Source organism: Lysinibacillus sp. UBA5990 (assembly GCF_002429815.1).
Classification (GTDB): Bacteria; Bacillota; Bacilli; order Bacillales_A; family Planococcaceae; genus Lysinibacillus; species Lysinibacillus fusiformis.
The window spans coordinates 1,593,124-1,613,021 of record NZ_DJAY01000015.1 but is presented as its reverse complement, the minus strand read 5'-3'; the positions used below and the strand labels follow the sequence as shown (position 1 = coordinate 1,613,021).

The 19,898-nt window shown below is 36.9% G+C and carries 20 protein-coding genes and 1 riboswitch; of the genes, 12 read left to right on the top strand and 8 right to left on the bottom strand.

The features are described from left to right. The first annotated feature begins 1 nt into the window (after position 1). Together B3D94_RS20590 and B3D94_RS20585 are read left to right on the top strand one after the other, a co-directional pair. Positions 2 to 205, top strand: a complete 204-nt coding sequence (locus tag B3D94_RS20590; RefSeq protein WP_291760037.1) for a hypothetical protein — start codon at positions 2 to 4, stop codon at positions 203 to 205. A gap of 756 nt (positions 206 to 961) precedes the next feature. Next, positions 962 to 2,641, top strand: coding sequence for an SPRY domain-containing protein (locus B3D94_RS20585; RefSeq protein ID WP_291760035.1), 1,680 nt, complete (start codon positions 962 to 964; stop codon positions 2,639 to 2,641). 317 nt (positions 2,642 to 2,958) lie between these two features. On the opposite strand, the gene B3D94_RS20580 is transcribed toward B3D94_RS20585, so the two are convergent. After that, on the bottom strand, positions 2,959 to 3,108 hold the full coding sequence (locus tag B3D94_RS20580; protein WP_164908719.1) for a hypothetical protein: 150 nt from the start codon (positions 3,106 to 3,108) through the stop codon (positions 2,959 to 2,961). A 521-nt stretch (positions 3,109 to 3,629) separates the two neighbouring features. Next, the gene (locus B3D94_RS20575; RefSeq protein WP_291760031.1) at positions 3,630 to 5,984 is read right to left on the bottom strand and encodes a M13-type metalloendopeptidase; all 2,355 of its coding nucleotides are present in this window, start codon (positions 5,982 to 5,984) and stop codon (positions 3,630 to 3,632) included. Between the two features lie 451 nt (positions 5,985 to 6,435). Continuing rightward, a riboswitch (PreQ1 riboswitch) is annotated at positions 6,436 to 6,482 on the top strand. A 123-nt stretch (positions 6,483 to 6,605) separates the two neighbouring features. Here B3D94_RS20575 and queF point away from each other — a divergent pair. From queF to B3D94_RS20540, 7 genes are all read left to right on the top strand, one after another. Then, complete coding sequence (queF, locus tag B3D94_RS20570) at positions 6,606 to 7,106, top strand: preQ(1) synthase (RefSeq protein ID WP_069481583.1); 501 nt, start codon at positions 6,606 to 6,608, stop codon at positions 7,104 to 7,106. A gap of 120 nt (positions 7,107 to 7,226) precedes the next feature. Next, entirely contained in the window at positions 7,227 to 7,886 is a 660-nt protein-coding gene (gene queC / locus B3D94_RS20565; protein ID WP_069481582.1) for a 7-cyano-7-deazaguanine synthase QueC, read from the top strand. Between the two features lie 2 nt (positions 7,887 to 7,888). Next, positions 7,889 to 8,362, top strand: a complete 474-nt coding sequence (queD, locus tag B3D94_RS20560; RefSeq protein ID WP_291760026.1) for a 6-carboxytetrahydropterin synthase QueD — start codon at positions 7,889 to 7,891, stop codon at positions 8,360 to 8,362. Then, a complete protein-coding gene (queE, locus tag B3D94_RS20555; protein ID WP_291760023.1) occupies positions 8,355 to 9,083 on the top strand; it encodes a 7-carboxy-7-deazaguanine synthase QueE in 729 nt (242 codons plus the stop codon). The genes queD and queE overlap by 8 nt, the downstream gene beginning before the upstream one ends. A gap of 45 nt (positions 9,084 to 9,128) precedes the next feature. Then, entirely contained in the window at positions 9,129 to 9,668 is a 540-nt protein-coding gene (locus B3D94_RS20550) for a VUT family protein (protein WP_291760019.1), read from the top strand. Between the two features lie 159 nt (positions 9,669 to 9,827). Then, positions 9,828 to 9,998 carry a hypothetical protein gene (locus B3D94_RS20545; protein ID WP_175422963.1) on the top strand — a complete coding sequence of 57 codons (171 nt, stop codon included), beginning with the start codon at positions 9,828 to 9,830 and terminating at the stop codon, positions 9,996 to 9,998. A 776-nt stretch (positions 9,999 to 10,774) separates the two neighbouring features. Next, the gene (locus tag B3D94_RS20540) at positions 10,775 to 11,167 is read left to right on the top strand and encodes a RidA family protein (protein WP_291760014.1); all 393 of its coding nucleotides are present in this window, start codon (positions 10,775 to 10,777) and stop codon (positions 11,165 to 11,167) included. Between the two features lie 196 nt (positions 11,168 to 11,363). Here B3D94_RS20540 and B3D94_RS20535 read toward each other — a convergent pair whose 3' ends face one another. The 3 genes from B3D94_RS20535 to B3D94_RS20525 all read right to left on the bottom strand — a co-directional run bounded on the left by B3D94_RS20535 (position 11,364) and on the right by B3D94_RS20525 (position 13,914). After that, the gene (locus tag B3D94_RS20535; RefSeq protein WP_069481577.1) at positions 11,364 to 11,609 is read right to left on the bottom strand and encodes a hypothetical protein; all 246 of its coding nucleotides are present in this window, start codon (positions 11,607 to 11,609) and stop codon (positions 11,364 to 11,366) included. A gap of 228 nt (positions 11,610 to 11,837) precedes the next feature. Next, complete coding sequence (locus B3D94_RS20530; RefSeq protein ID WP_291760009.1) at positions 11,838 to 12,881, bottom strand: DUF418 domain-containing protein; 1,044 nt, start codon at positions 12,879 to 12,881, stop codon at positions 11,838 to 11,840. Positions 12,882 to 12,969: 88 nt separating this feature from the next. Beyond that, complete coding sequence (locus B3D94_RS20525) at positions 12,970 to 13,914, bottom strand: helix-turn-helix transcriptional regulator (protein WP_291760006.1); 945 nt, start codon at positions 13,912 to 13,914, stop codon at positions 12,970 to 12,972. A 101-nt stretch (positions 13,915 to 14,015) separates the two neighbouring features. Between B3D94_RS20525 and B3D94_RS20520 the strand changes: the two genes are divergently transcribed. Then, positions 14,016 to 14,546 carry a dihydrofolate reductase family protein gene (locus tag B3D94_RS20520; RefSeq protein WP_291760698.1) on the top strand — a complete coding sequence of 177 codons (531 nt, stop codon included), beginning with the start codon at positions 14,016 to 14,018 and terminating at the stop codon, positions 14,544 to 14,546. Positions 14,547 to 14,651: 105 nt separating this feature from the next. On the opposite strand, the gene B3D94_RS20515 is transcribed toward B3D94_RS20520, so the two are convergent. After that, on the bottom strand, positions 14,652 to 15,674 hold the full coding sequence (locus tag B3D94_RS20515) for a serine hydrolase domain-containing protein (protein WP_291760003.1): 1,023 nt from the start codon (positions 15,672 to 15,674) through the stop codon (positions 14,652 to 14,654). Between the two features lie 60 nt (positions 15,675 to 15,734). Continuing rightward, positions 15,735 to 16,487, bottom strand: a complete 753-nt coding sequence (locus tag B3D94_RS20510) for a class I SAM-dependent methyltransferase (protein WP_291760000.1) — start codon at positions 16,485 to 16,487, stop codon at positions 15,735 to 15,737. An 83-nt stretch (positions 16,488 to 16,570) separates the two neighbouring features. On the opposite strand from B3D94_RS20510, the gene B3D94_RS20505 reads away from it, so the two are divergent. Beyond that, the gene (locus tag B3D94_RS20505; protein WP_069481572.1) at positions 16,571 to 17,116 is read left to right on the top strand and encodes an AAA family ATPase; all 546 of its coding nucleotides are present in this window, start codon (positions 16,571 to 16,573) and stop codon (positions 17,114 to 17,116) included. Between the two features lie 17 nt (positions 17,117 to 17,133). Here the strand turns inward: B3D94_RS20505 and B3D94_RS20500 are convergent, their stop codons facing one another. Beyond that, positions 17,134 to 17,955 (bottom strand): Ku protein, encoded by an 822-nt coding sequence (locus tag B3D94_RS20500; protein ID WP_291759998.1) that lies wholly within the window; start codon positions 17,953 to 17,955, stop codon positions 17,134 to 17,136. A 108-nt stretch (positions 17,956 to 18,063) separates the two neighbouring features. Between B3D94_RS20500 and B3D94_RS20495 the strand changes: the two genes are divergently transcribed. Beyond that, on the top strand, positions 18,064 to 19,881 hold the full coding sequence (locus tag B3D94_RS20495; RefSeq protein WP_291759995.1) for a DNA ligase D: 1,818 nt from the start codon (positions 18,064 to 18,066) through the stop codon (positions 19,879 to 19,881). Positions 19,882 to 19,898 lie beyond the last annotated feature (17 nt).

Sequence of the window (19,898 nt, the reverse complement as noted above, 5' to 3'; positions counted from 1 at the left end):
AATGACATCTGCAACGACTCCATCTGGGCTTGTTGAGCAAAGTAGTATATACGGAACTGCATATGAGGGTTATAGGGCTTTTGATAAAAAGCTAACTGTTCATGCTAACGGTTCTTGGCATACAGGTGCAAGAACGCCACAATGGATTTCATATGACACCGGAACACCGAGAAAAGTAGATCGAGTGACTATCACTAGGGTGTAAAGGATTTCGTAGTTCAAGCATTTAAAAATGGAGCTTATATTGATCTAGCAGAATTCACGACAACCCCATGGAGTGCAGGAGAGACGAGATTTTTTGACTTTGAAAACAATAATTACTATTCAAAATACAGACTGTATATCAAATCAACATTTGGAATGAAATCAGTAAGATAACATGCGTTATTCCTCTCGCTACAAATTCCATCTATAGTAGCACACAAGGAAGTGAAGGTTATCGACCCTATCGAAAATTAATAGAGTCAATTATACTCTGAAAACTATCTTAACAAGTAGTGCTGGTGCCAATAATAGTTTTATCTATTCACTTAAGTGAAGAAGTACTAGTAAACGTCTTTTAAATCTATGCAATTAAACTATTTGCCTAAGATCCTTGCGTTGCAAACATATAAAAATGATGTAAATTACGAAACGCTAGGTGGATTTACTAATCAAACATGTAGCCAATTCTATTTAAAACATATTACGTGGAAATTGACAAAAATATAGATACTATCGCATTTTCATGAATAATAGTGTACAATGTCCACTTTTAATTCCTGTATATTTTAGTAAGGAATTGTTTTTCCCATAGATAATTGAACGCTTGGTAATTAATACTCTTTACCAGATTTGTATTAGAACTTTAGTTCTCTGACAGATGTATACTGTATCAAAATTAAAATTTTAAGAAATACTATCGTCTTTTTTTTTACATACAAAAAAGTAAAAGTCATTAACAAATAGGGAGGGAGATTAAATGGATGTTTTTTGGAATGCTGGTACTGGTGTGACGCTAAGCAATAATAATTTAACAGCGAGTGTAGCAAACTCAAGCTATGCTGCAAAAGCAAACGTTGGGAAAACAAAAGGAAAGTATTTTTGGGAAATAACATATATAAGCGGTGGTAGTACAAATGCTATGGTCGGTATTATAAATGGGTTGGCCTCAGTAATTGCCGGAGAATTTGGATCAAATAATATACGGTATTATTATTCTTACACTGGCGGGAAATATCCAGGTGCATTGGCATATGGTAACATTTATACGTTCAACGATGTTATCGGTGTTTTATTAGATTTAGATAATGGCCATCTTGAATATTATAAAAATGGAGTGTCACAAGGGTATGCTTTCACAAACATTTTAACAATGGGTGAAGTATTTGCTGCATTTTCTTCTGGGGGTAGTGCTGTAGGGGTACAGTGTACTGCAAACTTTGGTGCAACTGATTTTAGATTCTTGCCAAAAGATCTACCGAAAGGCACACTTTCGTATGATGAAAGTAAAATTCTTTCAATAACAGATAACATTCCAACAAAAGACCCGGTCAAATTTAGATATGTGTCGTCTAGTAATTTAGCAACTCCACTTGGAAACGGTGTCTCATTAACACCTGAACAGTTGATTTCTCTATTACATGATGGAACAATTACTAAACAAGGGAATTACGGTGCTGTGTTATTTAGAGTTCCAGTCACATCTACGATTGTATTTGCAGTAGAAGATGACTGTAAAGTTTGGGCATCTAGTGGGCTCTATAGTGATTCAGGTGGACCATCTGGGAAGAATCTCCTTATCTACAAATTAGACGAAGCATCTCAAACTTATTCATTGTATAAAACTGTGCCAACAACAATAACAGAAAAGTGGTATGTTCTTTGTGATCATTTACCAAAAGGAACCTATAGATTCCAATGTGAAGCCTCCTATGTGCAATTTAACGAGCTATATTTTGAAACTGTAAAACAAGAGAAGATCTTATTTAGTTTTGATAATAAAGCATATGCCGTTGTAGGAGAAGATGGTGCATATGGCACAAAGATGACATCGAATAATTCACCAGCCCCTCTAGTAGCAAGTGCTAGTAGCAACTGGAGTACAGACTACTTACCCTGGAAAGCATTTAATGGAACTAATTTAGATGTCTATGATTATTGGGCCACTTCTAATAGATTGACAACTGGATACATACAGTTAGATTTTGGTATTCTTCGCAAAATAAACGTAATCACTTTATTCTGTAGAAATGCATCTGGTTCGGAACTGAATGCACCAAAGGATATCGATGTACAAGCATCCACTGATGGTACCGACTTCGACAAAATTGGTGAAATCAGAAATCAGACAGGATGGAAGATGAATGAATCCAGAACATATACAATCAATAATCATCGATCTTATCGCTATTATCGATTAAATGTATTAGCGAATAATGGAGGTGCTGATTATGTCGGTATAGGTGAAATCATATTTGGTTACAAGCATCTCAAACTTGTGGAGCTACAAGAAGCCACTGTGCATAATTTTATTAATTACGGTAATCAAGAGATGAACGCATTGAACAACATCATGATCCATAAGGAATATGTGCTAACACCACAAAATTCACTAAAGGTACAATTAACACGAAAGCCATTATCTCTAACGTTTAAATAGAAATGCCTAAATAGCCGAATATCAAGGTGCTTTAGCTTTAATCTAGTTTCGTTAAAGGCAAGGCAATTACTACACAAGCAATAATTCCGAAGAAGATGACTTCACAATTGAGAATAAACCCTTTCAAATGAAAAATAAAGCCGGTTGCCTTAGGTTTTTCTTAAGAACATATGTAAAAGCAAGACATGGTAGTATGGAAAAAAAGCAAGTGTTAATTAGCCCGGTCTATTTCTAGTTTTTTGTACTTTAAGAAATCGAAGAAAAGCCCCAATACACATTTTGTTAAAAGTGAATATTGGGGGGCAGTTCCACATTAATTATTTATTTTTTTCATTTTGAATACGACTGAAATCTACTTCCTCAGCGAACTCTTCTCTGTTTTTACGCTCTCTGTTAGCATTTTGATTTTGATTCTGTTGTTTTTTGTTGTCTTGAGTTTTATTATTCTTATGTTTATTATTACCCATGATCATCTCACCTCCACCATTAGTGTGAGTGAAAGATGATTTTTTATCCGCTTAATTTACAATATGTGATTACAAAAGGTTTGATTGAGTAACATTTTCATTCCACAAAACTTTGTCCATCCTTTAAAGGATGAAGATTTGGTAACAAAATTAAACGAATACTTCTTTATTGCACTAATGGGTGTTTTAATTAAAGATCATTGCGTGCAAAAACGAAAAAGTAGCTAAGAAGGAACATTTTCAAGGCTTTAAAAAGTGGTGATAAATTCAGGGGCAATTATTCAAATGACCACCAAGGATCTGAGTTTTATTCTGTCTATTACTCATTAAAGATGGATACCTCATGAAACAAAAAGACAGAATTTAATCTAAAAATTTTCTAGATTAAATCTGTCTTTTTGTTGTAACAGTAACAATCTTAGAGAAAGCAGCCAGACTAAAAAGGGCTTCTTAGGACAGTCACTTAGCTTTTATACTCTGAAATAAGAGCTATCGGAAATTAACTCTATCTACTCTGCATTTTACCAAATAGAAACTCGATCTTCCGGAGCTATATACATGCCATCTCCAGGATTAATTCCATAGGTATCATAGAATTCCTGGAAGTTAACAATTGTGCGGTTTACCCGAACTTTATTAGCTGAATGTACATCGTTTTTGCTCAGCATTGCTGCAAATTCTTTTGTTGTTGTAGATTTCCACATTTCTGCATTACTTTCGAAATATGCTTTATAATCTGGATTACTCATTTGGGATACAACTTGCAATGAAGCCGCCATTCCACCTAAATCAGCACCATTTTCGCTTAATGTAAGCTGACCGTCATTTAAAACACCAGGGATAATCTCAATGGCATTATAAAACTCAATCAGTTTCTGGTTTTTCTCTTCAAATTTCTTAAAGTCTTCCTCTGTCCACCAGTTATTAGCATTGCCATTTTCGTCGTATGAAGAGCCGTTGTTATCAAATGCATGGCTGATTTCATGGCCAATAATCATGCCAATGGCACCATAATTTTCTTCAGGTTTAGCATTTATATCATAGAAAGGCGCTTGAAGAATACCAGCAGGGAACGTAATTTCATTATTAAGAGCATTGTAAAAGGCATTTACAGTATATACGCTTGTTACCCATTGCGTTCTATCCACCGGTTTATCTAGTTTGGCTTTCGTGTTATCAATATATGCTTTTGTTACTGTGAAGGTATTAGAGAATAGCGAACCACCTTCGTCATATGTTTTGATAGCTACTTTGTCTAATGTCGTATCCCACTTGTCTGGATAACCGATTTTAACAATCATCGTATCCAGTTTTTTAATGGCTTTAGCTTTTGTTGTTTCTGACATCCAATCAAGAGATTTGATTCTTTCCTCATACGTAGCAATTAACTTATCTACCATTTGTTCAACATCTTCTTTAGCTTCTGGAGAAAAATGTTGTTCGGCAAACATTTGCTCCAAATAGCCGCTCATTGTGCTAGTTGTCTTAGCTACTGCGATTTCTTGCTCTGTTTTTTCTCCTGTAACTCCGTATAATGTTGCGGCAAACTCGTTAGCAGCATCTCCGAATTCATCTGACAACAGACCGCCAGTTGCCATAAGAAGTTGCACTTTAGAGTAAGCCTTAAGCACATTAAGATTAGTGTCAGTTAAGAGCTCCGCGCCTTTTTGTGCTAGCTTTACATCAAATACAATTACTTTATCAGCACTGTCAACTTTCATCGACTTCAAAACTTGTTTCATATCTACGGTTTTGAACATATCATCGAATTGTTGGATTGAATATGGGTTATAGTATTTATTGACGTCGCCTTGTTCATGAGGATCAAGCGATACGGAAGCTAAGACTTTTTCCATTTCGTAAATTTTCTCGGCAAGTGCTTTTGCAGTAGACTCTTTCTCGCCTGACACGACTAAAAGTTTAGTCATATACTGAATATAGGCTTTTTTCGCTTTAGAGTCTTCTGTTACAAAACTGTTCTTATCTAAACCAGTAGCTAATCCAGTGTAATACAGAGCATTTTTACTGCTGTTCTTTGCATCGTTCATGATGGCAAAGCTGAATAGTGAGCTTAGGCCCAATTCTTTCTCTAGGGTAAGATCTGCTTGCACAAGATCACCAAGGGTTTTAGCATCGTCAATTGCCTTTACATATTTTTGAATAGGCTCAATCCCTTGTTTATTTCTATTGTTTGTATCTAATGCCGTCGAATAGAAGTCGGCAATTTTCTGTTCTTTTGTTCCTTCAGCAAATTGTTTGCCAGAAAGCTCAGTAATTATTTTTTCAATTTTATCTGTATTCTGTTTTTGAAGCTCAGGAAATCCACCGCCCATGATTTCTCCTACTGGAATTGTTGATTTATTTAACCATTCCTTATTGATTGCTTCGTAAAAATCGTCATGTAAATGGGAGCCTTTGAGTGTCCATATTCTGGCGATCATCTGTTGGAACTCATCGATTGAAATAGGGTCGTTTGCGCCTAATGTGCCGTCAGGGTTGCCCGTCAGTACGCCTGCTTTTGTCAGATTATCAATATCTTTCTTAGCCCAAGTAGGTATATCAGTGTACTCAACTCCAAATGTGCCACTACGAAGATCATTTCCAACAGGCTCTGGCAATTCGCCGAATGCTCTGCTCAACATAACTAAAGCTTCAACTTTCTTAGCTGGCTCATTTTCTCGTAAATCTTTGTTTTTTGAGCCTTGTATAATCGCTTCTTTATTTAGTCCTGATTGATATGCATCTGCTGCTAGCAACAAGGTTTTAACAATCTCTCCTCTTGTCGCTGCTGGGGACTTTTCATCGGCATATACCGCTACACTTACTGACAGGGCCATTATAATGGCCATGAGTAAGGATAAAAACTTCTTTTTCATCTTCGTGCTCCTTCTTAGTGAATTTGTATAAATAAAGGGAATTGGGTAGATTTTAGAATTTCTACCATTTTTACATTGTAGTTGATTTTTTTTAGTTTGAAAATATGTTAGGAGTTTTTTCATTTCAAGAGAGCATTATCTAGCTAATTTTGCGCTAATAGAGCTGAGAAAGGTAACTTTTTTAATTAAAAATCACTTTAGAATGACTGATAGGGTTTACATAATAATGTACTAAGATACATTCCGATGAAATAAATGGTTAAGGTTTTATTGTATACGAATAATAAAAAATCTATGCTCAGCGAAGGCATCATGCACTGCTAAATGATTGGGTAGTAATACTGTGTTTGTTTACCAAAGAGGTATTACGGAGAAATTTGAATGAAAAAAACCAATTGACGTTTCATACTATTTTTCGTATTATATGGAGGAAAAGAATGCCCGGACTTAAACGGGAGAGGTTCATAGCTGATACCCTCTATAAAAAACTATGGAAACATGACATTATGCCATGTCCATATCGGACGTGGCTTTTTTATGTTTAGACGTATGTTTGAATAGATTAATGGGTGAAGCCTCTCTTGAAAAGTGTTGGGAAACATTTAACAAGGAGGTTTTTTTATGTCTGGTCGAAGCCATGAAGAAGGATTGAAAGATTTAACATTATTAGGTAATCAAGGGACGAACTATTCATTTGAGTATGCACCTGAGGTATTGGAGGCCGTAGATAATCTTCATTCCAATCGAGATTATTTCGTCAAGTTTAATTGTCCAGAGTTCACTAGTTTATGCCCGCTTACCAATCAACCTGATTTTGCAACGATGTACATCTCGTACATTCCGGACAAAAAAATTGTTGAAAGTAAATCACTAAAGTTGTATTTATTCAGTTTTAGAAATCACGGTGATTTCCATGAGGATTGCGTTAATATCATTATGAATGACCTAATTACATTGCTTGACCCTCGATATATCGAGGTCTGGGGGAAATTTACTCCACGTGGGGGGATTTCAATCGATCCCTGGTGTAACTATGGGAAACCAGGAACTAAATACGAGGAAATCGCAAATTATCGTTTAATGAACCATGATCTTAATCCGGAAAAAATTGATAATCGATAAATGAGGAATTGGTAAGTGCAATCCAGAAAGAGGTTTTTAGCTACCCTCTTAAAAAAACTAAGGGGAAGGCAGCACTTTTTCTTAGAGTGCTGTTTTTTCAATCAAAGGGAGTTTTTATTGATGAAGCAGGAAAAAGCAATTGTTGTATTTAGTGGAGGTCAGGACAGTACAACTTGTTTGTTCTGGGCAAAAGAACGTTTTGCAGAGATTGAGGCAGTCACTTTTGATTATGGTCAAAGACATCATCTTGAAATTGATTGTGCGAAGCTGATAGCAGAGGAGCTTGGTATCAAGCATCACATCCTTGATATGTCACTCCTGAATCAGCTCGCTCCGAATGCATTAACGCGCCAAGATATTAAGGTGGAAGACGGTGAAAATGGTGAGCTTCCATCGACGTTTGTACCTGGACGAAATCTTCTTTTTCTTTCATTCGCCGGCGTTTTAGCGAGCCAGGTAGGAGCTAAGCATATCGTAACTGGTGTATGTGAAACGGATTTTAGCGGATATCCAGATTGCCGAGACGTTTTTATTAAGTCTTTGAATGTAACGTTAAATTTATCGATGGATGATTCCTTTGTAATTGATACACCGTTGATGTGGCTGGATAAAGCACAGACATGGGAGCTTGCTGATCAGTTTGGGGCACTAGAATTTGTTCGGGAGAGAACATTGACTTGCTATAACGGTGTAATAGCAGATGGTTGTGGGGAATGCCCAGCATGTAAACTGCGAAAAAAAGGGCTTGATGAATATTTAAGCTATAGGAAGGAGTTTTAGGCATGTTAGATTTTAAAATTGTCGATAAACTTCAAAAAATAGGTGAAGATATTCAAAGCAATCAATTGCACTATCATGCTAAGCGTGTGCTTGTAAGCAAAGAATTTACCTTCGACGCTGCGCATCATTTACATCAATATGAGGGGAAATGCAAAAATTTACACGGTCATACGTATCGTGTCGTATTGGGGCTGAGTGGATATACAGATGAACGCGGCTTGATGATTGATTTTGGCGATATTAAAAGAATATGGAAACAAAAAATCGAGATTCATTTGGATCATCGTTATTTAAACGAAACGCTTCCACCTATGAATACGACAGCAGAAAATATAGTTGTTTGGATATACGAACAATTGGCAGAGGCCTTGCGTGAAGAACAAAGAGATAACGGTGCGTGCGTAGAGTTTATCAGGCTATATGAAACTCCGACGAGCTATGCAGAAGCGAGACGGGAGTGGATGGAGGTTGAGTAAGGTACCTGTTATCGAGATTTTTGGACCAACAATTCAAGGTGAGGGAATGGTAGTTGGTCAAAAGACCATGTTTGTAAGAACGGCGGGCTGTGATTATTCTTGTTCTTGGTGTGATTCTTCTTTTACGTGGGACGGGAGCGGAAAACATCTTATTGTTCAAATGACAGCGGAAGAGATTTGGTCTGAGTTGAAGCGCCTTGGAGGTAATGGCTTTTCATTTGTAACGATTTCAGGCGGGAATCCTGCCCTTTATCCCAATTTAGAAGCACTTATTGCCATTTTAAAAGTAAACGACATAAAGGTCGGAGTCGAAACACAGGATAGTAGGTGGCAAAACTGGATGTATGACATTGATGAATTAACAATTTCACCAAAGCCTCCTAGTTCTGGAATGACCACCGATCATTCGGTGCTCGCTGATATTTTCGAAAAACTTAAAAGGCGAAATAGGAATCACCATACTTCACTCAAAATAGTCGTTTTTAATCAAGAGGATTACGATTTTGCCAAACAAATTCACTTTCAATATCCAATGATTCCTTTTTATCTGCAAGTCGGAAATGATGATCTCACAACGGTTGACAATTCATGCTTAATAAGCGATTTATTAGAAAAATATCATGCATTGATTGATAGAGTGATGAAAGATGATGAATTAAAAGATGTCAAAGTATTGCCACAGCTGCATGCACTTGTATGGGGCAATAAAAGAGGTGTATAGTGTGCCGATACAAAATGTCTATAAATTTATTGGAGGAGTAGTATTTTGAGAATTTTATTTTATTTATTATCGATTGTCATCGCTAATGTGGTAACGGCGGCATTTGCGCCATTGCAGTTTGGAATGTTTATTGTTCCCATGGGGACGCTTTTAATTGGGGCAACCTTTATTTTTCGGGACCTTGTGCAAAATAAATATGGTAGAGCAAAGACATATATATTTATTATTGCAGCTTTAATTTTATCAGCAGTCGTGTCATTCATATTGGGGGATACACTTTTAATTGTGGTAGCATCGGCTGTCTCATTTGTTGTCGCTGAAACAGCTGATACAGAAATCTATACTCGACTGAAATTACCAATGGCTTGGCGAGTGTTATACAGTGGAATCGTTGGAGGGTTTCTAGATTCTGCAATCTTCGTTGTAATTGGTTTGAGCCCACTTGGAGCCAATATATTGCCTTGGGGAGCAGTACCAGCCGCTATTTTAGGGCAAATTATTGTGAAGACAATTATACAAATGTTCGGTGCCCTAGTTCTTGGTCAAGTGGGAGCAATAAAAGAAAAGCGTCTTATTTCAGGCTAATTCTTTGTAGTAGAGGGCTACTCGCGTCTTATCGGAAAAGTGAGTAGCCTGCATTCAGTAATAGTTATATGACATTGATTTTTCCATTTTTATGCCAAAACCAACTCAAGTATGCTATGATTTTCTTTATAGATAGAAAAGATAGGGGGATTTTTGGTTTTGAATAAATATAACAGTGCAGATATTATTTTTAGTTTATTTTCTATTTTAGGACTGCTATTTTACATAATTCCGATTGTTTTTATTATTTGGTTTGCTATTAGTACGACTAAGCAACTTAAAAGACAAACAAAATTATTAGAAGAAATTAAAGAAAGTATAAAACAATAACAATGGATACTATCAAGGGACTTGAAGTTGAAATCACTACAAGTCCTTTTGTTATGCTTGTCAATACGTAGTAATTGGTATGGTCCTAAAAAATTATAAAAACTATAAAAAACAGGTACTCTAATGAGACCTGTATTTTTAAGAATGGTAATCGCTATGAACTAGGGGATGGAATAAAGGGTTTAGTCACATTAGTGTTCATAGCGATTCCCCCCTTACAAAATATATTATTTACTTATTTTGTAAATTGTATACCATGTAACTTGTAAAAAGAGAAAAGAATATTATTGCTATCATAGACAATCGCTAGCACTTAAAGGTAGTTTGTTGAAAAATTGTAGAGGATGACATGATATTCTATGGATGAACACGCATACTAACAAAAAACTAGGTACTCCACTAAGAAGTACCTAGTTTTAATTATGAAAAAAGGAAGGGTCACTTGGGATGGAGTAACCCTAGTAACAATTCGGAGGTGTAAGGCCAATTTAGCTTTACACTATTAAGTATATGTTAGGTTCGGTATCGTTAAATAGTTAATTGCCTGAATGATCATAAAAAGAAACTCCTGAATAGTTTCAGTTATAAATTGAAAATAGAGGGATAGAAATGGTAAAATGGAAATAACTTTAGGTAAAGGGGAGATAGCTTATGAAAAAAAGATCTATACGTTTTTTAAGCATGGGCATTGGATTCTCCACTGCTGTTTTTTTCTAGAAGGTTGATCAAGGGATAAGTCTGTCCTTTTTTAGAAAAAAACCTAAAGGAGATTCAACATGAAATCAAAACTAATACGTAAAAATCCGATGCAGGGACCTAAACCTGTCGGGAAATATAGTCATGTCACAATTATTCCAAAAGATGCGACAATGTATGCTTTTTCAGGACAAATTGGTTTGGACCAAGATGATCAATTACCACAGACATTATGGGAACAAATTACAAATACCTTTAAACATATTGAAACGATTTTAGCTTCAGAGGGAATTGATGCCACTCACATTGTAAAGGTCAATATTTGGGCTACAGAGGAAATAGATTGGGATCATTTCTACGAGCAATGGGAAGGTATGTTTGGCGAATCCTATCCATCAATGACCATAGCCTACGTATCGGCACTAGGTTTACCTGAAATTAAAATAGAGCTTGATATTTGGGCGGCTAACTAATTCGACGCTTCGTCATCATCGTTTATCTCTTTAAATGTTTATTTTACGAGGATGATTGGAACGGGAGGGCGGTCTCGTCTGCGAAAAGCGTCCGCCAGTAGTGAAAATCACTTGCTTAACTTTATTTCATTGTACAATTAGAAGACGACAATATCATTTGAATATTGTCGTCTTTTTTTCGTCCATTGCCACGAGATTATCGGAACATTTTTTTTAATTGCTTCATTTCATAATTTAAATCATCAATTTGTTTTTGCAGTTTATTAATATCATTATTTTTACTTTCGTTCTCCTGTATCTCATCTTCCAAAGCAAGACCTGCTGCAATGGTCGCTAGTGCATCACCTAGTGTTGTGATGGCTCCCGCAATAACAGCCAGTTTAGCTGCTTGACTCACTGATTCAGTTCCTTCACTATTTCGATTGCCTTTGTTATTTTTCATACAATCCTCCCTGCAAAAAAGGGTATTATTTGCATAGTATGCATGTTGTAAGAGACAGGTGCAGAACATGGGAGTCACGCAGCAAAAAAGGTCACTTATTGAAAAATAAGTGACCAAATAAAATGGGGATGTGTATCTTGCTGAAGATATGAGCAAAGATGGAAAGCGAGTAGGGTACATTACCAATATATGACGTTTCACTTTAGGTTGATAGGTATATATCCTTGGCTAAGAATCTTTTCTTTTTCTTATGGGAGGCACTGTCCAATAGGTGCCCATTCGCCACAGCCATTCCAGTGGGCCGAAGCGGAAATAGTGTAGCCATAGCTTACTACAAATCAATTGGAACACATAAATACCTAGACAAATCCATAGTGATTCGATGAATCGAAGTTGACCTATTAGTTGGAATGTATGACCAATGATTAAAATGAGTGCCGTTTGCCCTAAATAATTCGTTAAGGCCATGCGTCCATAAGCCTTTAATGGTGATAATAGTTGTTGGAATAGTGCACTCTGTAAACATAGGATAACGGCTCCCATGTAAAACGCTGAAACAAACGGGCTAAACTGTAGTCCAATTAACGCAAATTGCTCCATATTAGTAATATGCTCTTCTAGCTGAATTTTGGATAATTGATGGATATCCACATTGGCTGTAGGGACATACTGCCATTGATACAACCAGCTTCCTATGCTTACAAGGAACATGACAATTGTCGCTATCAGGATTTTTTTTCGATGTAGTGGGATATTTTCAAATAGGTGATATTGGCCAGCAGCTAAACCTAATAAAATTAGTGGGAAAGGCATGAAGATTTTCATCCCAAAATAAGCTGTAAGGGCTAATAGGATAAGCCCAATTATTACATTAATTTCTTTCCGCACTTTATAAAAAGCTAAGGCTAAAAAGCCAAAGATGGCATAAACAGTTAAAGCTTCTCCTGGTTGAAAAAAGAAATGGATAATACCCATTAGTAATAAGATTAGAAGTCTGCGACTAAATAAAACATAGGCTCTATCATTTCTAGCCATTGCACGGGAAAGAAAAAGATAAAATCCTATCCCAAATAAAAAAGAAAAAATAATGAAAAATTTACCTTCTATAAAAAGTGTAAGAAAGTGACTATAGGCAATATCGCTAGCAAATTGGGGTGGTGCAATCCACATCAATGCAGGAATATTTACTAAAATAATCCCAAGTAAGGCAAATCCTCTTAAGTAATCTAATGTATCAATACGTTTGTTGTTGTCGGTTGGTTGCAACGTCATCTCCTCCTTATAAGCAAGTATAAGGACATTTCCTAAAAATTAGTAACGAAGAATGTTACGTGAATCTTACAAAATTGTCATATTGGAATTAGCTGTCCATAGGGTATGTCGATAATATAGCATGCGCATGTTTCCGCAAATGCTGAATTAATTCAGGTGGTTCTTGGACAATCGCATCCGGACCTAGGCGATAAAAAAAGGAGCTTATAAAGTGAATCTCTCCTTGATCGATCATCATATCGATATAGCCAGTTCCATTGCCATGAGTAATCACTGCCTTCTCAAAGTTTGGCTCACTTCTGCACTGTCTTACACCTTCTCTTGTTAATTCGACATGCAAGCGTATAGGCTGCTGAGGTTCATGGGGACTCTCTAGCCATTGTTGTAAATGAACAGATGTCTCATAGCCTTTATCGCTTACATGCATTGAATGAATGCGATCGACTCGAAATAAAAGGGTTTTTTCTGTTTGTAAATGAATGGCTGGCATATACCACAAGCCATCATGCGCATATACGCCAATAGGATGGACAAGCTTAGTCGTGATGCCTGATTTTGATTCATATTGAATGTCTAATTGTGAATGGTTAATAACCGCTTCCAATACGTCTGATAATAGGGGGGTAGATATGGCACGTTTAGGGTTCCAAAAGGCCATATAGGATTGCAAACTATCTACCTTTTTTTGAGCATCCTTCTGTAAGGATTCATATAGTTTTTGTGACACAGACTTCATTTCCGTATTAAAAGGTAAATCACGATAATAGTGCAACGATTGGAACGCAAAGAAAATAGCGACCGCTTCTTCCTCTGTAAATAAAAGAGGGGGAAGTATTGCACTTGAAAGCACTGTATATCCACCATTTCTTCCTTGCTCCGCATAAATTGGCAGCCCCATATCACTTAAATCTAGCAGATAACGATGCACGGTTCGTACCGAAATGTTGAAGGCATCGGCAATTTCCTGAGCTGTAAATTGCTTTTTAGCGCTGACAAATAACAAAATATCAATTAATCGTTTAGCCTTGGACATATTTCTTCACCTTTTTTAATTAATCATGTCAATAGTTGTCATGTTTTATGTTTAGTATAGACGTTGTACAAAAGATTTTCAAAAGAAGAGGAGCTGACATGATGTCACGAGAAATAGTGGTATTTATCGGAATAAGTTTAGATGGATTTATAGCGAAAGAGAATGATGACTTACAGTGGCTGGAAGAAACAGAGGGAGAAGGGGATAATGGCTATACGGATATGTATCAAACAATTGATACCGTTATAATGGGAAAACGAACTTATGATTATATCATAGAGCATATTGATACATTCCCATATTCTGATAAGAAATGTTATGTGTTCAGCAAATCTCAAACGGGGAAAGATGAGCATGTGGAGTTTGTTCAAGGGGATGTGGTGGCGTTTACTAAGAAATTAAAAGAACAACCCGGCGCAAAAATTTGGATGGTCGGTGGTGCTGATATATTGGATGCTTTTTTACAGGAGCAGTTGGTTGATGAATGGATCATTACCATTACCCCACATTTATTAGGGTCAGGTATTCCATTATTTAAACAGCCCCGACCTTTTGAAGATTTAAAGCTGCTTGAGACAAAACGATACGGTCAAATGGTTCAAATGCATTACAAGGTGAAGAAAGAGGAGTAGGATACTACGGATTAAAAGGAAAGGATAGATGATGAAAATCTATCCTTTTTTTCGTGAGATCATTTATATAAATGTAAGAAATCTTATGTAGTCATTCACCTTACGCTAAACCGACGAGACAAAGGAGCGGTAAATATCACCCATAATTCCTTGCATTTGATGAACACCTGAATCTGAGTTAGACATGACAACAAAGCCTTTTTCTAAATAGGGGTAAGCAACTAGCATGCATTGATAGCCAACACCCCAGCCTAATGAGGAAATTTCAACCTGCTCACCTTGGCCATCAAAAAATACACCAAGTCCTACAGATTCATTACAACCCTTTGTATGCATGAGTTCATGCATTGTAGGAGCTGTCAGACCTAGTTTTCCTTTTCCTCTAAGTGTTTGCATCATGTCGATTAACAACTTAGCCAAATCCGAAGGTGTCGTCCAAATGCCGCATGCTGCATCGTAAGGATACAGCGGGTGGCTTGGTATTGTTCTAGTGCCATCCTTATGGTGACCACTTGCTGTATGAGCTATTGGGAGTGCAGATGAAAAAAAGCTGTGATGCATGGCTAATGGTTGAAAAATAAGGTCGCCCATGAGAGATGAAAATGGCGTATTTGTGAGGTCCTCAATTAGCAATTGAATGATGCAATAGCCTGCATCCGAATAATGATATTCTTGATTTGGTTCGAGTGTGCTCTCGATTGGACTGTGGCAATAAGGTGTTGCACCTTGTAATAAATCCTTCATAGATGGCCATTGAGCCAAAGAATGTAGGGGAGAAAAGCTATCTTCTGGATCAACTATACCAGATTGATGACTTAATAAATTTCGCAATGTCACTTTTTTTGCCCAAGTATAATCACTCTCTGGCAACTTCCAAGAAAGAAGATGACGATTAATATCCTCATCTAAGTCGATTTTTCCTTGCTCTACTAGCTTTAGCACTAAAATGCTTGTCAATAATTTACTAATCGAACAGGCATTAAAAATGGTTTCTTCATTTACATAATCCGTTGTTCCAACCTCTAACACTCCAAGGCACTCTGTTCTTCGAATCTCTCCATGTTCAATAAAAGCAAGACTAAGCCCTGCAATTTGATTTTGCACCATGAGGTCATAAATAGTTAGCATATAATATAGGCTCCTAGTTTTTCTTGTATTATAACATGAGAAAGGAATGTACGTTCTTACTTATCTTGAACGTACATGAATAATCATTGAGGGACTCTGTGCACGGAATTCATGTTTTTGCCAAGTACCATATAGGTGTACCAATTCAAAGCCATTTTGCTGCAATAGTCTCATCATTTCCATAGGGTATGTATAGCGCAGTAAAATGGAATCCCCGTAGGTTGTTCCATCCTGTTGATGGACAGCATGGCACGTTAAAATTTGCGTGACAGGGTCATATTCCTCACGATAGAAAGTAAATCGTTGTTCGCTGTTGCTAGTGACCATTTGTTCCTCATATTCATCAATGCTCGAAAGCTCACTTAAAATAGCATTTCTTGTATCGAAAAGAAACTCACCCCCTGGCTGTAAATGCTTTTTAACAGATTGCAATAATGCATTTTGACTGTCATTCGTTAAAAAATGTTGAAAGGAATTGCCTGTCATATACATAAATTTTGTGGTGATAGGTAATTGTAGCTGTGTACAATCTTGTATGATAAATTGCACTTCCACATCTTGTTTTTTTGATTTTTCGATACCATGCTGAATCATCCCTTCATGAAGATCTATCCCAAAGACAGGAATTCCACGAGCAGCTAATGGAATGGCTATACGGCCAGTGCCACAGGCTAATTCAATAATTGGGTCTTTTTTCGTACCAAGATAGCGTTGAATATAGTGAAGGTCGTCTTGGTAGTGGGCATAAAGAGAGTCATAATCGGATGGATTATTATAAGTCTGTAAATTATTTTCGAAATTGTGTGGGTTCATCTTGTCCTCCTATTTTCTATTATTAATATTATTGTATAATATAGGTAAAATTTCTACAAAGATACATGAGAGGTGATTCTACAATGACAATGGAACTTCCGCAAAAAATACATATTATTGGCTCTGTTGGTAGTGGAAAAACGACATTAGCACGATCATTATCCAAAACACTCCAGCTTCCTTTTCATGAATTAGACAATGTCGTTTGGATTCGCAAATCATCCGGGGATATGAGAAGGACGGAGCAAGAAAGGCAGGAATATCTACAAAGTATTATCCAAACGGATGGGTGGATTATTGAAGGAATTCATCAAGAGGAATGGGTGACACAAAGCTTCCAGCAAGCGGATTGTATCATCTTTTTGGATACGCCTTATAAAATTCGTACTGCTCGAATTATTAAGAGATTTTTTAAACAAAAAATAGGGATTGAAAAAGCTCATTATGAGCCAACCTTTTCGATTTTTTTTAAAATGTTTCGATGGAATAAACGTTTTGAGGAGGTGGGGAAGCCTAAATTTTTTAGCAATCAGGAAGGCATAGTAGATAAACTAGTAGTCGTTCGGCATAAAAAGGATGTAGATAATTATTTTCGTCAGTTTCAACCAATAAAAAGCGTATCCCGATGAATGGATACGCTTCTTGCTTAGGCATTTTTCTTCGTGCGTGTTGTACGCTTTCTTGTCGTAGGCTTTTTCGTTTTATCTAAGGATGCCTGTAGCGCTGTCATTAAATCTGTGACATTATCAGGAACTGGTCGTTGTTGATCGCTCGTGGCTACCATATTGGTTGCTTTCTTCTCTTCAATTAATTCCAGCAATGCATTCCGATAATCATCTGTATATTTTTCCGGGTCAAATGTGGTCGTTAATTGGTCGACAAGCATTAGAGCTGTCTCTAATTCCTTTGGTACAACGTCTTGCTCGCTTGGAATATTCGGGACATCACCAACACTTCTTACTTCATCAGGATAATGAATGGTCTCCATCACTAGGGCATTTTGATACACTCGCACGACCGCAAGCTGTTCTTTTGAACGAATAATGATTTTAGCAATACCAATTTTACCTGATTGCTCTAACGTTTTACGCAATAACGAATAGGCTTTAGCACCCGTTGAATCAGGGGATAGGAAATAGGTGCGTTCAAAATAAATCGGATCGATTTCCGTTAATTGTACAAAATCAATAATTTCAACGGCTTTCTCTTCATTTTCTTTTCGTAGGTTTTCTAAATCCTCTTGATCCAGTACGACAAATTTATTTTTTGTATATTCATAAGCTTTTACAATATCCTCATCTTTTACTTCTTGATTGCAGCCCTCGCAAACCTTTTTATAGCTAATGGGTGTATGGCATTCCTTATGAAGCTGTCGCAGTTTAATATCTCTATTTTCTGTAGCGGCATGAAGCTTTACTGGGATATTGACAAGTCCAAAGGAAATGCTTCCTTTCCATACTGTATGCATACAATTGTCACCTCGTTTTTCTTACTATGATATATTTTGCAGTTTTTTATGTATCGTAAATCAAAATCGTCAAACACTGTAGATAAAAAGCAAGGTAGGTATTGTGACATGAAACCAATGCTTTTAACGGAATCAAATGAAATTCCAATAGGAGATGACTGGCTTTATGAAACGAAATATGATGGTTTTCGATGCCTCTTAATATGGGATGAACAACCGGTACTTATTAGTAGAAATGGGCGCAATTTAAATCATACGTTTCCGGAAATTATAGATTATTGTCACCAACTATATGCCTCAGTAAAAGCATTTTTACCACTCACCTTTGATGGGGAGCTTGTGTATTTAAGCAATCCATATAAGAGTGAATTTTCCGTTGTCCAACAAAGGGGGAGAATGCAAAATCAAGATGTCATTGCAAAACATGCACAAGCTTTTCCAATGCGGTTTCTAGTGTTTGATGTGTTAACGTTGAAAGGAGAATCGTACAGCAATCGTTATTTAAAAACTCGTAAAGAGCAATTGGCGAAGCTAGCGGCAAAGGTAAAGCTTCCAAATGTAGATTATGAAGATGGAATGGCTATACAAATTGTGCAGGCTAGTGAGGAAAGTAAAATTTTATGGCAGGCGATCAAGGTCTACAATGGGGAAGGAATAGTTGCAAAGAAGAAAACAAGTAAGTGGCTGGATAACACACGTTCAGGCCATTGGTTAAAAATTAAAAACTGGCGTTATGTGACGGTCATTGTGACGCAATATGATCATAGTAATGGCTACTTCCAAGGTTCGGTTTATGATGGGGGACATTTACGAGTGGTCGTTACATTTAAACATGGCATGAAGGAAGAAGAGCATCAAACACTCGTCGCCTTTTTTCAGGCTCAAGGGCAACGTAAGAAAGAATTATGGGAGCTAGAGCCCTCTATTTGTGTTGATATTGCCTGCATAGATTTTGATGGTAGTAAGCTTCGTGAGCCAAAATTTCATGCCTTTCGATTGGAATTATCACCAGATAGTTGTCAATGGCAGCATATGCAGCGTCAGCTGTTTCCTATTCCTGAAACAGTTCCCATTACACATCCTGACAAACCTGTATGGCCAGAAATAGGTGTGACAAAGGATTATTATTTATCGTACCTGCAAAGTGTTTCACCATATTTATTGCCGTTTCTTCAAGATCGACCATTAACATTAATACGTTATCCACACGGTGTGCCGGGGGAAAGCTTTTATCAAAAAAGTAGACCAGATAAACTACCTAATTTTGTAGCCACAGCGATGATGGATGAGATTGATTATATTGTCTGTAATAACCTTGAAACATTATTATGGCTGGGCAATCAATTGGCATTAGAATTGCACATTCCGTTTCAAACACGACAAACCATGTATCCAACAGAAATTGTCTTCGATTTAGATCCCCCTTCAACGGAACATTTTTCTTTGGCGATTGCAGGTGCACTGGATCTAAAAGGAATTATTGATTATTTTCAGCTACAGTCATTTGTCAAAACTTCGGGCGGGAAAGGCTTACAGCTTTATATCCCATTACCCGCAAACAGATTTACCTATGAGGAAGTTCGCGTCTTTACTGAATTTGTTTGTCGTTTTTTATGCCAACAAAAGCCACATCTATATACGATTGAGCGATTAAAAAAGAATCGCCATAATAAATTATATTTAGATTATGTGCAGCATGCTGAAGGCAAGACTATTATTGCCCCATACTCCACTCGTGGAAATGAACGAGGCTTAGTCGCAACGCCACTCCATTGGGAAGAGGTTAATGACGACTTAAAACCTTATTACTTTTCGATTCCTGCTGTTATGGAGCGAATGAAGAAAATAAATAATCCCTTCAAACACTTTCGAGAAGTAGGGGAACAACAGGATTTTCAAGCGGTTTTAGAGCGTTTAAAAGAATAAATGCTCTATCAAAAAAA

Bases quoted from the DNA above. Each gene is read 5' to 3' on its own strand.
- B3D94_RS20520 (WP_291760698.1), top strand. From the start codon at position 14,016: ATGTCACGAGAAATAGTGGTATTTATCGGAATAAGTTTAGATGGATTT.
- B3D94_RS20500 (WP_291759998.1), bottom strand. From the start codon at position 17,955: ATGCATACAGTATGGAAAGGAAGCATTTCCTTTGGACTTGTCAATATC.
- queC (WP_069481582.1), top strand. From the start codon at position 7,227: ATGAAGCAGGAAAAAGCAATTGTTGTATTTAGTGGAGGTCAGGACAGT.
- queF (WP_069481583.1), top strand. From the start codon at position 6,606: ATGTCTGGTCGAAGCCATGAAGAAGGATTGAAAGATTTAACATTATTA.
- B3D94_RS20590 (WP_291760037.1), top strand. From the start codon at position 2: ATGACATCTGCAACGACTCCATCTGGGCTTGTTGAGCAAAGTAGTATA.
- B3D94_RS20540 (WP_291760014.1), top strand. From the start codon at position 10,775: ATGAAATCAAAACTAATACGTAAAAATCCGATGCAGGGACCTAAACCT.
- B3D94_RS20510 (WP_291760000.1), bottom strand. From the start codon at position 16,487: ATGAACCCACACAATTTCGAAAATAATTTACAGACTTATAATAATCCA.
- B3D94_RS20525 (WP_291760006.1), bottom strand. From the start codon at position 13,914: ATGTCCAAGGCTAAACGATTAATTGATATTTTGTTATTTGTCAGCGCT.
- B3D94_RS20580 (WP_164908719.1), bottom strand. From the start codon at position 3,108: ATGGGTAATAATAAACATAAGAATAATAAAACTCAAGACAACAAAAAA.
- B3D94_RS20495 (WP_291759995.1), top strand. From the start codon at position 18,064: ATGAAACCAATGCTTTTAACGGAATCAAATGAAATTCCAATAGGAGAT.
- B3D94_RS20585 (WP_291760035.1), top strand. From the start codon at position 962: ATGGATGTTTTTTGGAATGCTGGTACTGGTGTGACGCTAAGCAATAAT.
- B3D94_RS20535 (WP_069481577.1), bottom strand. From the start codon at position 11,609: ATGAAAAATAACAAAGGCAATCGAAATAGTGAAGGAACTGAATCAGTG.
- B3D94_RS20515 (WP_291760003.1), bottom strand. From the start codon at position 15,674: ATGCTAACTATTTATGACCTCATGGTGCAAAATCAAATTGCAGGGCTT.
- B3D94_RS20505 (WP_069481572.1), top strand. From the start codon at position 16,571: ATGACAATGGAACTTCCGCAAAAAATACATATTATTGGCTCTGTTGGT.
- B3D94_RS20530 (WP_291760009.1), bottom strand. From the start codon at position 12,881: ATGACGTTGCAACCAACCGACAACAACAAACGTATTGATACATTAGAT.
- queD (WP_291760026.1), top strand. From the start codon at position 7,889: ATGTTAGATTTTAAAATTGTCGATAAACTTCAAAAAATAGGTGAAGAT.
- B3D94_RS20575 (WP_291760031.1), bottom strand. From the start codon at position 5,984: ATGAAAAAGAAGTTTTTATCCTTACTCATGGCCATTATAATGGCCCTG.